The sequence below is a fragment of the Micromonospora sp. NPDC048842 genome (genome assembly GCF_040649935.1).
Taxonomy (GTDB): Bacteria; Actinomycetota; Actinomycetes; order Mycobacteriales; family Micromonosporaceae; genus Micromonospora; species Micromonospora hortensis.
In genome coordinates this window covers 232,397-244,297 of the sequence record NZ_JBEZGK010000007.1, presented here as the reverse complement: position 1 = coordinate 244,297, position 11,901 = coordinate 232,397, and the positions used below count along the sequence as shown (strand labels likewise).

Annotated in this window: 11 protein-coding genes and 1 riboswitch; of the genes, 5 read left to right on the top strand and 6 right to left on the bottom strand. The window is 70.5% G+C overall.

The annotated features are described in order from the left end of the window. The first annotated feature begins 51 nt into the window (after window positions 1-51). Window positions 52-987, top strand: a complete 936-nt coding sequence (locus AB0C19_RS12950) for a GNAT family N-acetyltransferase (RefSeq protein WP_357183721.1) — start codon at window positions 52-54, stop codon at window positions 985-987. Between the two features lie 78 nt (window positions 988-1,065). Continuing rightward, entirely contained in the window at window positions 1,066-1,314 is a 249-nt protein-coding gene (locus AB0C19_RS12945; RefSeq protein ID WP_330439114.1) for a hypothetical protein, read from the top strand. A gap of 56 nt (window positions 1,315-1,370) precedes the next feature. On the opposite strand, the gene groL is transcribed toward AB0C19_RS12945, so the two are convergent. The 3 genes from groL to AB0C19_RS12930 all read right to left on the bottom strand — a co-directional run bounded on the left by groL (window position 1,371) and on the right by AB0C19_RS12930 (window position 4,736). Next, window positions 1,371-2,993 carry a chaperonin GroEL gene (gene groL, locus AB0C19_RS12940; protein ID WP_088950420.1) on the bottom strand — a complete coding sequence of 541 codons (1,623 nt, stop codon included), beginning with the start codon at window positions 2,991-2,993 and terminating at the stop codon, window positions 1,371-1,373. A 272-nt stretch (window positions 2,994-3,265) separates the two neighbouring features. Then, a complete protein-coding gene (locus tag AB0C19_RS12935; protein ID WP_357183718.1) occupies window positions 3,266-4,438 on the bottom strand; it encodes a hypothetical protein in 1,173 nt (390 codons plus the stop codon). 94 nt (window positions 4,439-4,532) lie between these two features. Beyond that, window positions 4,533-4,736 carry a cold-shock protein gene (locus AB0C19_RS12930; protein WP_091402914.1) on the bottom strand — a complete coding sequence of 68 codons (204 nt, stop codon included), beginning with the start codon at window positions 4,734-4,736 and terminating at the stop codon, window positions 4,533-4,535. 324 nt (window positions 4,737-5,060) lie between these two features. Between AB0C19_RS12930 and AB0C19_RS12925 the strand changes: the two genes are divergently transcribed. After that, window positions 5,061-5,591 (top strand): GNAT family N-acetyltransferase, encoded by a 531-nt coding sequence (locus AB0C19_RS12925; RefSeq protein ID WP_357183714.1) that lies wholly within the window; start codon window positions 5,061-5,063, stop codon window positions 5,589-5,591. A gap of 171 nt (window positions 5,592-5,762) precedes the next feature. On the opposite strand, the gene paaN is transcribed toward AB0C19_RS12925, so the two are convergent. Further along, entirely contained in the window at window positions 5,763-7,436 is a 1,674-nt protein-coding gene (gene paaN / locus AB0C19_RS12920; RefSeq protein ID WP_357183710.1) for a phenylacetic acid degradation protein PaaN, read from the bottom strand. 110 nt (window positions 7,437-7,546) lie between these two features. Between paaN and AB0C19_RS12915 the strand changes: the two genes are divergently transcribed. Together AB0C19_RS12915 and AB0C19_RS12910 are read left to right on the top strand one after the other, a co-directional pair. Continuing rightward, a complete protein-coding gene (locus AB0C19_RS12915) occupies window positions 7,547-8,350 on the top strand; it encodes a hypothetical protein (RefSeq protein WP_357183707.1) in 804 nt (267 codons plus the stop codon). Next, the gene (locus AB0C19_RS12910) at window positions 8,347-9,189 is read left to right on the top strand and encodes a hypothetical protein (protein ID WP_357183704.1); all 843 of its coding nucleotides are present in this window, start codon (window positions 8,347-8,349) and stop codon (window positions 9,187-9,189) included. Before AB0C19_RS12915 ends, AB0C19_RS12910 begins: the two co-directional genes overlap by 4 nt. Here the strand turns inward: AB0C19_RS12910 and AB0C19_RS12905 are convergent. Together AB0C19_RS12905 and thrC are read right to left on the bottom strand one after the other, a co-directional pair. After that, window positions 9,114-10,133 carry a GNAT family N-acetyltransferase gene (locus AB0C19_RS12905; protein WP_357183702.1) on the bottom strand — a complete coding sequence of 340 codons (1,020 nt, stop codon included), beginning with the start codon at window positions 10,131-10,133 and terminating at the stop codon, window positions 9,114-9,116. The genes AB0C19_RS12910 and AB0C19_RS12905 overlap by 76 nt on opposite strands. A gap of 267 nt (window positions 10,134-10,400) precedes the next feature. Further along, entirely contained in the window at window positions 10,401-11,687 is a 1,287-nt protein-coding gene (gene thrC / locus AB0C19_RS12900) for a threonine synthase (protein WP_357183699.1), read from the bottom strand. 10 nt (window positions 11,688-11,697) lie between these two features. Next, a riboswitch (SAM riboswitch) is annotated at window positions 11,698-11,833 on the bottom strand. Window positions 11,834-11,901: the final 68 nt, after the last annotated feature.

The window sequence follows — 11,901 nt, the reverse complement described above, 5'->3', positions numbered from 1 at the left end:
GTGCTGAGCCGGGAGTGCGGCTCGACAGTCGGTGATCTAGGGTCGGCGACCATGGACGCCGAGATCACCGTCACCGAGCTGACCGCCGACCTGGTCAGCAGCGTCGTACAGCTCTGCCAGCAGGCTCTCGACCTGCCCGAGGACGCCGCCGAGGCGGCTTCCGTAGTGGACGTTCTCTGGGCCCGGGCCGCCGCCGACCGCCCGGTGGTCGGGCTGGGCGCGTACCGGGGCGCGGACCTGGTGGGGGTGCTGATCTGTTCGGTGTCGTCGACCGAGCCGGGGATCGGGCACGTGGACCTCGTCGCGGTCCTTGCGGATCAGCGGCGTCGGGGCGTCGGCCGGGCGCTGCTCGAGCGGGCCGAGCGGGTGCTCGCCGAGCGCGGGGCGACCGAGGTGCTGCTGGCCGGAAACCCGCCGTACTACGCGTGGCCGGGAATCGACGTCCGCTACACGCCGGCGGTCTGCGCCGCACTCGCGCTCGGCTACCAGCAGGACCGGACCGCCTGGAACATGACCGCGGACCTGTCGTACGACGGGTCGCCGGCACTGCGGTCCACCGAGGCGGCGGAGCGGCGGCTGGCCGACCAGGGCGTCACGGTACGCCGGGCGGAGCCGGCGGACCTGCCGGCGCTGACGGCGTTCGCCCGGTCCACCTTCGGCGGAACGTGGGACGGCGAGCTGGCCGGGTCGGTGGGGCGTGCCGACGCCGGTTGCCACCTGGCGGAGCGCAACGGCGAGGTGCTCGGCTTCGCCGCGTACGGGTCGTCGCGGCCGAGTTGGTTCGGACCGATGGGCACCGCGCCGGCCGCGGAGGGCTCGGGCATCGGTGGGGTGCTGTTGCGGCGCTGCCTGCGCGACCAGCGGGCGGTGGGGCTGGACCGGGCACAGATCGGCTGGGTGGGACCGGTGCCGTTCTATTCGGGCAGCGCGGGTGCGTGGATCGAGCGGGTCTTCTTCCTGTACCGGCGAACCCTACCGACGGCATAACCGGGGCAAACAGGACATAGATCCATTCGCCCGCATCGGCCATCGACGCCCCCTACCGTTTCGGTAGAGGAGGCAGCCATGACCACGGATGACAACCAGACCGAGGACGGCCCGCCGATCACCTGGAAACCGGTGGGTGAACTCCCCGGCCAACTGCCGTTCGACAGGCTCGACTACGGCGACGCCGAGCAACTGGCCGAGATGACCACCGAGGGCGAGCCGTCGGTGGCAGAGGAACCGCAGGAGATGGTGGACGCGCCGATCAAACTGCCTCCGCCGTACAGCCGGGCACAGAAGCGGCGCAACCAGCGCCCACTACCGACCTGACGACGAACGGGGCGGGCCGCGTCAGCGGCCCGCCCCGTTCGGTGTCGGAACTGGACTCAGAAGTCCATGTCCCCGCCACCCGGGCCAGCCGGGGCAGCCGGGTTCTTCTCCGGCTTGTCCGCGACAACGGCCTCGGTGGTGAGGAAGAGCGCCGCGATGGAAGCGGCGTTCTGCAGCGCCGAACGCGTCACCTTGGCCGGGTCGATGATGCCCGCGGCCAGCAGGTCGACGTACTCGCCGTTGGCGGCGTTCAGACCGTGACCCGCTTCGAGGTTACGGACCTTCTCCACCACGACGCCGCCCTCAAGGCCGGCGTTGACGGCGATCTGCCGCAGCGGGGCGTCGAGCGCGACCTTGACGATGTTCGCACCGGTCGCCTCGTCGCCGACCAGGTCGAGCTTGTCGAAGGCGGTCTTGCCGGCCTGAACCAGCGCGACGCCACCACCCGGGACGATGCCCTCCTCGACGGCGGCCTTCGCGTTGCGAACGGCGTCCTCGATGCGGTGCTTGCGCTCCTTGAGCTCGACCTCGGTGGCCGCGCCGACCTTGATCACCGCAACGCCGCCGGCCAGCTTGGCCAGCCGCTCCTGCAGCTTCTCCCGGTCGTAGTCGGAGTCGCTCTTGTCGATCTCGGCCCGGATCTGGTTGACCCGGCCCTGGATCTGCTCGGCGTCACCGGCACCGTCGACGATGGTGGTCTCGTCCTTGGTCACCACGACCTTGCGGGCGCGGCCCAGCATGTCGAGGCTGGCGGCGTCGAGCTTGAGGCCGACCTCCTCGCTGATGACCTGGCCACCGGCGAGGATGGCGATGTCGGTCAGCATGGCCTTGCGGCGGTCACCGAAGCCCGGCGCCTTGACGGCGACCGACTTGAAGGTGCCACGGACCTTGTTGACCACCAGGGTGGCGAGGGCCTCGCCCTCCAGGTCCTCGGCGATGATCAGCAGCGGCTTGCCCGACTGCATGACCTTCTCCAGGATCGGGAGCAGGTCCTTCACCGACGAGATCTTGCTGTTGGCGATCAGGATGTACGGGTCGTCGAAGACGGCCTCCATACGCTCCGGGTCGGTCATGAAGTAGGCCGAGATGTAGCCCTTGTCGAAGCGCATACCCTCGGTGAGCTCCAGCTCCAGCCCGAAGGTGTTGCTCTCCTCGACGGTGATGACGCCTTCCTTGCCGACCTTGTCCATCGCCTCGGCGATGATCTCGCCGACGGTGCTGTCGCCAGCGGAGATGGAGGCGGTGGAGGCGATCTGCTCCTTGGTCTCGACGTCCTTGGCGAGCTTGGACAGCTCCTCCGAGACGCTCGCGACAGCGGCCTCGATGCCCCGCTTCAGGGCCATCGGGTTGGCGCCAGCGGCCACGTTGCGCAGGCCCTCGCGAACCAGGGCCTGGGCCAGGACGGTCGCCGTCGTCGTGCCGTCACCGGCAACGTCGTCGGTCTTCTTGGCGACCTCCTTGACCAGCTCAGCGCCGATCTTCTCGTACGGGTCCTCGAGCTCGATCTCCTTGGCGATGCTCACACCATCGTTGGTGATGGTGGGGGCACCCCACTTCTTCTCGAGCACGACGTTGCGGCCCTTGGGGCCGAGGGTCACCTTTACGGCGTCGGCGAGCTGGTTCATGCCCCGCTCGAGGCCGCGGCGCGCCTCTTCGTCGAACGCGATCATCTTGGCCATACGGCGTTGTCCTCCTGGACACTCACGGGCCACCCGAGATGTGTGCCCCGGATGGGCCGCCTGGTGTACGCACCTTGGGACGTCGCCACCTGGCGACGACGACGTCCTTCGGCCGGGCCGGATAGCCCGCGACGACCGGCCATGTGCCGCCCCGGCGTCTCCACGCCGGTGCAACCTGGCCCCACCGTCCCGACCATTGGCACTCACGGTATGCGAGTGCCAATGACTTGTTTAGCACTCTCACCTGCCGAGTGCAAGCACGATGCCGCCGCTCAGCCGAGTTCCGCGGCCAGTCCAGCGCTGTTCACCGGTGCCTCATGGGCACGCTGCTCGGCGTACGTCACCAGCAGACCGATCATCTGCGCGAGGTGGGCCGGAAGGGCCAGCACGGCGGTGATCCCGATCACCACCACCGCCCCGGCGGCGGTACCCGGCGAGGAGAACGGATCCGTTCCGAGCGGGGAGGTGCCGATTCCTTCGATGGCACCGGGGATCAGGGTGCCGACGATCACCGCCGCGGCCACCAGGGCCACCCGTCCGAGCAGCAGGCCGAGCCGATCGTGGAACATCCGGAACGATCGACCGATCGGGTTGTGCCGTTCGAAGAGATAGACCGGACCGGCCATGCTCAGCGCGAAGGCCAGGTAGATGCCCGGCAGCACGCAGAAACAGACACCGACGCCGATGAGCAGACTGACCAACAGGGTCCAGCCCCACAGCCCGAGTGCCCGACGCAGGCCGTAGCGCAGCGCGGCCTCCAGGCTGGCAGGCTGGCCGGCCGCCTGTTGGGTGATCACCCAGGTGCCGGCGGCCCACCCGACGGCCTGCACCAACCCGACCACCACGCTGCCGCCGACCAGCAGGACAAGGAGGCTCAGCAGCTCGGCGGCGAAATTGTCCGGCAGCGCGGGGGCCGACGTCGATTCGGCCTGGGCGGCCCACTTCGCCGACGGGTCCAGCCCGAGGGAGACCACCGAGAGCACCGCCGCCGGCAGCACCTGGGTGAGCAGCATGATCGGCACCAACTGCCGCCAGCCCCGGCGCAGCGCTCCCCCGCACCGGTTGAACCAGCCGCCGATACCGGCACCGGGCGGCGTGACCAGGGCGTCGTTCGGGTCGAACCCGTGACCCGGCGGGTACCAGCCGATCGGCGGTCCCGGATACCACGGCTGCCCGCCGTAGGGACCCGACCCGGGCGGGTAGCCCCCGGTGGGCGGGAACGCCCAGCCCTGCGGTGGCGGGGCCGCACCCCAGGCGCCCTGCGCGGGATCCCAGCCGGGCGGCGGACCGGCGGGGCCGGAGGACGGGCCGGACGGGGGCATGTCCGGCCCCCAGCCGGGGGGCGGACCGGCGTGGCCGGGGCCGTCGGCGGGCGAGGACGGATCGGACGGGCCCGGCTCCCCGGACCCGGAGGACGGAGTGTGCGGGGGTGGCTGGTCGGTCATGAACGCTCCTCGGCATCGGCTGGAACGGTTCACGATCTTCCCGGCTGCACGCCCCTGCCGCAGCCCCGACGCACGGGCCGATCGGCCAGGAAGCTCAGCCGATGACGCGTACGTGCTCTGCCTGTGGGCCCTTCTGGCCCTGGGTGATCTCGAACTCGACCCGCTGACCGTCGTCCAGCGCCTTGTAGCCGTCCATCTCGATCGCGGAGAAATGAACGAACACGTCCTGACCGCCGTCGACGGCGATGAAGCCGTAGCCCTTCTCGGCGTTGAACCACTTCACGGAGCCCTGTGCCACTGTGCACTTCCCTCACTCTGCCCGGCGTTGCCTGACTCGGCGCACGGCACGGCCGGGCGCCCCGGACCACCGACTCAGCGATCGATGACCGCCATTGGAGCAGGTGACCGAAATCGCACGCTACACGAGGAGTGACGGCCGCGCACGGCCACAAATCAGACACACTTCGGAGCGTCCCGACCACGCTGACCGGCCGGGTTTCCCAGCCATCGGATTCGCCCGCGTCATTGCGGATAAGGGCAGGGTCGCAGGGCGGCCCCGAGATGACGGCGATCGGGCCCAGCTCGCGAAACGCCATCCCCGCCCTGTGGTAGGCATGCGGACATGACCACCGACATGGGCTCGCCGGCCCTACGGCTCGCGGAGATCCGCCGGGTCCGGCCGGAGGACGCCGCCCGGATGCGGGCGCTGCGACTGGAGATGCTTGCCGACGCGCCGTTGGCCTTCCTGGAGACCCTGGCGGACGCGGCGGCCCGACCGCACAACGAGTTCGCCGCGCGGGTCGCGTACACCTCGGCCGGTGCCGGTAACGCGCAGTTCGTCGCCGACCCGGGCGGCCGGCTGGTCGGGCACGCCGGCGGTACGACCCACCCGAACGAACCGGGGCTGACCGTGATCTACGCCGTGTACGTCACGCCGACCTGGCGCGGCAGCGGCCTGCTCGCCGAGCTGATCGACGGGGTGGCGGCCTGGTCGCGAGCCTGTGGCCGACCGGAGCTGCTGCTGGAGGTGGTGGTGGGCAACGACCGCGCCTACCGCGCCTACCAGCGCCTGGGCTTCAAGGACACCGGGGTACGAGTCCCGCACCCGAACATCCCAGCCCTCAACGAGCTACAGATGCGCAGACCCGCCTAGAACCAAGAACCATCCCAAGGCAAGACCACTGAGCTGCCCTCAGAAAGCCGGCAGCGACGCCCCCACCGTGCCCACAAAGGGTTTCCGGGGCAGCCCGACCCGCGCAGGGATCAAGCCTGACCGCCCGGAGCGGGTCGGGCTGCCCCGGAAACCCCCAACCGCAACTAACGATCAAACATGACGCCGCGACTGAACGATCCGGAACCGGTTAGCCACGTACGCCCCGTCGGTCAGCGCCGAGTTGGCCGCCGCGTTGGCTCCACTGCCGTGGAAGTCGGAGAACGCCGCCGACTGGTTGACGAAGACACCGCCGGTGAGGTTGCAGGACAGGTGCACCCCGACCTCGACCGCCACCGCCTCGGTTGCGTCCAGCACTGCCTCGTCGGTCGAGTAGACCCCGGCGGTGAGCGCGCCCTTCTCGCCGACCGTCCGGCGCAGCAGCTCCAGGCTGTGCGTGGTGGAGTCGGTAGCGATGGCGAAGGAGATCGGCCCGAACCATTCCCGGCCGTACGTCTCCGCGTCGTCAGCGGTCAGCTTCACGATCGTCGGAGTACGCACCACCGCGTCGGCGTACGACGGGTGGGCGACGGTCCGCGACTCCAGCACCGGCTCGCCGACCTTGGTCACCTCGGCCAGCCGCTCCAGCACCCCGTCGTTGACGATGGCGCCGGTCAGCTCCACACCTCGGGCCGGGTCGGCGGTGAGCTTGCCGACGGCGGCGGCGATCCCGCCGGCCACCTCGTCGAAGCTCTTGTGCCCCTGGTCGGTCTCGATGCCCCCGGCCGGGATGAGGATGTTCTGTGAGGTGGTGCACATCTGCCCGCTGTAGAGGGTCAGCGTGAACCCGAGGTTGCGGCACATGCCGGCGAAGTCGTCGGTGGAGTCGATGACGACGGTGTTGAGGCCCGCCTTCTCGGTGTAGACCGATGCCTGCCGCGCGTGCGTCTCCAGCCAGTCGCCGTACTCGGTGGAGCCGGTGAAGTCGACGATCCGGATGGCCCGGTGCAGGGCCAGGTCGCTGGCGAGCTTCTCACCGGGGGCCTCGGCCGCCAGCATGATCAGGTTCGGGTCGAACCCGGCCTCGGCGAGCACCTCCCGGGCGTACTTCACTGTGATGGCCAGCGGCAGCACCGCGCGCGGGTGCGGCTTGACGATCACCGGGTTGCCGGTGACCAACGAGGCGAACAGCCCGGGGTACGAGTTCCAGGTCGGGAAGGTGTTGCAGCCGATCACCAGCGCCACCCCACGCGGCACCACGTGGAACGTCTTGGTCATCCGCAGCGGGTCACCCTTGCCGGCGGCCTTCTCCCAGCCCGCCCTGCCCGGGTGCCGGGTCATCTCGGCGTACGCGTACGCCAGCGCTTCCAGCGCCCGGTCCAGCGCGTGCGCGCCACCGGCCTGGAAGGCCATCACGAACGCCTGCCCGCTGGTGAACTGCACAGCGTTGGCCAGCTCGAAGATGTGCTTGTGCAGCCGGTCGAGGATCTCCAGGCAGACGCCCACCCGGGCCTGCGGGCCGGCGTCGCGCCACGCCGGCAGCGCGGCGGAGGCGGCGTCGACCAGCTCACCGGGGCCGGCGTGCGGGTAACGCACCGCCAACTCCACACCGAACGGGCTCGTCTCGGTGGCGACCCGAACGCCCGCGCCGGGCTGGTCGAGCGGGAAGTCACCGCCGAGGTACGCCTCGAAGGCGGCCTTACCGTCGGCGGCGGCGGTCTCGCCGTACACCCGGGGGCTGGGGGATTCGGGATAGGCGGACCAGTAGCCCCGCTCCGTGATCGCGGTCAGCGCACGGTTGAGGGTGTCGGCGTGCCTGTCGTACAGGGGATGCGGGGTCTCCGTCATGCCCGCCATCATGCCTGAGTCCGGTCCGCGAGCAGTAGCGCGAATGCCCGACAGCGGCTCATGCCTGAGTCCGGTCCGCGAGCAGTAGCGCGAATGCCCGACAGCGGCTCATGCCTGAGTACCGACCGATCGTCGCGCGGGTCGCAGGCGACGACAACGCCGGTTTCTACCGCCCACGGCCCGGCTACGGTGCCGCCACGGACCACAACGGGGTGACGCTTGAGGCGTACCGCTGGAGCAGGCTGACCGGCGGGACCGCCACCCGGACGTTTTCCCTGGTCCTGCTCTTGCCGTTCATGCTCAGCAACATCGCGGTCTGGATGCTTCCGGTCACCGGACGCGACGGCCACGCCGCGCGGGCGCTGTGCCGGCTGTTGGCCGCGACGATGACCGCGATGTACGTGCTCTCCACCGTCGGGGTGTCAGTCGACCTGATCGCGTGGCAGTGCGCGGCCTACCCGAGGTGCCTGGAGGGGCGGCGCGAGTTGTCCTGGCTGGGCGACGTGCCGCCCGGGCAACGACTCGCGCTGCTGGCCGTACCGCCGATCATCGCTATCGTCCTGATCTGGCGGCTCGGTGCCCGGACCTGGCAGCTCCCCGAGGACAGCGACCACGCGCCCGGTGTGGGTGCGGACCGGCTCGACTCGGCCGCCTTCTGGGACACACGGTCGCTGCTGCGCCGCCTGCGCTCGGTTCACATCGCGGTGGCGCTGGGCACGCTCGATGTGGCTCTGCTGCTGGTTCTGGCGCCGCACGACGCAACAGTGCCCGGCTGGCTGCTGCTGGCCGCGGCCGTGGGTCCAGCCCGACGCCCGCACGGCCGCTGCCGCCCGGCGCGCCACCGCTGTCGCCGCCGATCGCCTACCGCTGGGTCACCCTCGGCTTCACCCTCGCAGTGCTCCTGGTGGTCGTGACGGCTGTGCTCGTGCCCCGGCTTCGCCGTACTCGTCGCCGTCGGGAGGCCGAGGAGCTGATCCGGCGGGACTATCCGGAAGCCTCCCGGGCGGCCCCGGAACGGGTCCGGGCCGTCCGCGACGCGATCGTGCGCGCCCGGCTGACGGATCGACTCGGAGGGCTGCTGGCCACCGCGTACGTGGTGTTGGCGCTGCTCACCCTGGCGGCGGCCGGGCTCTCGGTGATCGGTCCCGGCCCGGGTGCGCTCGCGCTGCGACTCGGCGGCGAGCCGCTGGCCCGTCCGGTGATCTTCGTGACCGACCTGGGCGCCCTGCTGATCGGGCTGTTCGCCACGGTCCTCGCGGTGATGGGGCTTGTCGCCTACCGATCCGGCGCGATCCGGCTGGTCGGGGTGCTCTGGGAGCCGGCCACCTTCTGGCCGCGTGCCGCACATCCGCTCGCCCCGCCGTGCTACGTCGAGCGGGCGGTCCCCGAGCTGACCCGCCGGATCGGGCAGCTCACCGCCGATGGGAACGCTGTGCTGCTGTCCGGGCAGAGTCACGGCAGCGTGCTCGCGGCGGTGACGATCCTTCAACTGCCCGACCACTGCCGCCGGCGGGTGGCCCTGCTCACCTACGGCGCCCCGCTCGGCAACCGGTACCGGCGGATCTTCCCGGCGTACGTCAGCGACGAGATGTTGCGCGAGGTCGGCAGCCGGTTGGCCACGCCGCGGTCGGCGAGCTGGTCGAGCACCTGGAACGGACGGCCCAGTGAACTGTCGGCTCAGAGGGTGAGCTGCCAGTCGGTCCAGCAGTCCACCGGGCGGAAACCGAGCTGTTCGTTGATCGACACCATGTAGCTGTTACTGGCCGCGTTGAAGGTGTCGATCACCTGTACCGCCGGCTCGTGGGTGAGCAGGTGGTGCAGGTTCTCCGCCTTGGCGATGAGGCCGAGCCGGTGCCCACGGTGGGCCGGGTCGACGATGGTGATCTGCTGGAACGCGTGCCAGTCGGCGGAGGCGCCCACGTCCAGCAGCGTCCAGGCGACCAGCCGACCGGACGCCTCGTGCCGCATCCCGAGGTGGTAGCGCCGGCGGCCCCGAGCGTCCAGCGCCCGCTCGTTGCCGCGGATCCGCTCGGCGTCCACCTGCTCAGGCTCCCACTGCACGTCGCCCATCGGCGCGTCCATCAGCAGCCGGCCGTCGAGGTAGGCGATGTCAGCCACGTACTCCTGCGGGGTGGAACCCTGCCAGCAGACGGAGTGATAGCCCTCCGCTCGTGGTCGGGCCTCGGCGAGCGCCGCCCGCAGAGCGACCCGGTCGATCTCGCCGACGTCGAGCCGACGACGCACCTCGGCGAGGGCGGGCTGGGCGCCGGTCGCGGCGGCGAACGCGTCACCGGCCACGCTTCGGGCGGCGCCGCCGGGCAGCGCGGAGACGGCCATCGCCACCACCCGCTTGCGGCAGTGCTCGCGGAGCAGGCGCAGCCCGTACTCGTGCAGGGCCCGGCCGACGCCCCGGCGCCGCAGCCGCGGATGCACCAGCAGCTCGGCGGTGGCGTTGTCGGTGTTGTCGAGCTGCGGCAGGTCCAGTTGCAGGTAGCCGGCCGGCACGCCGTCCAGGCGGGCCAGCGCCCAGAGCGACAGGGTGCCGGGCATCGGCGTGTGGAACATCGCGTCGAACCGGCGCCGGCAGAAGGGCGGGAAGTCCGGGAGATCAGCGTCGTTGGCCGCCGACCCGATCCGGTACGCCTCGTCGACGGAAGTCCGGTCGGCGCCGTCGAACGACGCGATGGTGATGCTCATGCCAGTGAGCGTGCACCTTACAAAAGCGACCGGGCCAGCGAATTACTCGCTGGCCCGATCGAACGTTGGTCGGGAGGGACACTCGCACAACGCCTCCGGCGTTGGGTCGCAAGAACTTCAAAAGTCTTCGGCGAAATGCCCTCCCGCACGGAGCATCTTGCGCCGTCCGGTTCCTGCCGTCAAGTCCGTAGCGGCGGGTTTTCCACACTCACAGCGAAAACCCAGTTACCGACTGATCGACTCGGCCCCTTGCTCCGAGTGAGCCCGTCAGCCGAGGAGGCCGGCGTCGCGGGCGGCGCGCAGCGAGGGCTTGATGTGGTGGGTCGGCCCGACCTGGCCGGCCACCGCGTCGATGGTCTTCAGACCCTCGCCGGTGTTGAACACGACGGTCTCGGCCGTCGGGTCGAGACGACCGGACTCGACCAGCTTGCGCAGCACGGCCACTGTTACCCCACCCGCGGTCTCGGCGAAGACCCCCGTGGTACGGGCCAGATCGCGAATGCCCGCGCGGATCTCGTCGTCGTCGGCGTACTCCATCCAGCCGCCGGTGCGGCGGACCGCCTCCAGGGCGTAGAGGCCGGCCGCCGGGTCGCCGATGTTGAGCGACTTGGCGATGCCGGTGGGCTTGACCGGGACGATCGTGTCGGTCTCGGTGTGCAGGGCGACGGCGATCGGGTTGCAACCGGCGGACTGCGCGCCGAAGACCTTCCAGCCGTCAGCGGGCGCCTCGACAAGGCCGATCTCCACCAGTTCGGAGAACGCCTTGTCAATCTTGGTGAGCAGCTCGCCGCTGGCCATCGGGATGACCACCTGCGCCGGGATCCGCCAACCGAGCTGCTCGGCCACCTCGTAGCCGAGGGTCTTGGAGCCCTCCGCGTAGTACGGCCGGACGTTCACGTTGACGAACGCGGTGTCCTCGAATTCGTCGGTCTCCACCAGCTCACCGCAGAGCCTGTTGACATCGTCGTACGAGCCGTCGATGGCGACCAGTTCGCCGCCGTAGACGGCGGTGGTGATGACCTTGCCCTGCTCCAGGTCGCTGGGGATGAAGACCACCGAGGGCGCACCGGCGCGGGCCGCGTGGGCGGCCACCGAGTTGGCCAGGTTGCCTGTCGACGCGCAGGCGAACCGGCTGAAGCCGAGCGCCTTGGCGGCGGTGAGCGCCACCGAGACGACCCGGTCCTTGAACGAGTGGGTGGGGTTGGCGCTGTCGTCCTTGACCCAGAGCGGCGCGGTGATGCCCAGTTCGGCGGCGAGATGCGGGGCCGCCACCAGTGGGGTCAGGCCCGGGTCGAGGGTGACCCGGCTGGCCGGGTCCTGACCGGCGGGGAGCAGCGCGGCGTACCGCCAGATGTTGTTCGGGCCGGCCTCGATCTGCTCGCGGGTGACGGCGGCCAGCGCTGCGGTGTCGTAGTCGACTTCCAGCGGGCCGAAACACTCGTAACAGGCGTGCTGGGCGGCGAGCGGGTAGCGGGCCGAACAGGCACGGCAGACCAGGGCGCGGGCGGGGCTTGCGGAGGTGTCGATGCCGGAGGCGACGAGCGTCGACGTCATGTCGAGAGTCCTCTCATCTTTCCCCGCATCGCACGGTGCGGCGGGGACGGAATTGGCACCTGCCCCGCGGGTCGCTCAGCGGTGAGCGCGCGGGGTGGTTGCCGGGGCGTCGTCGGGCCGTATCCCTCAGCCCCTCTGGATGAGGTATTCAGTTGTGCCGTCGAGTCTAGGACAACGCTGTCGGTCGCTGCTACCGCTGATCCCAGGTAGTGGG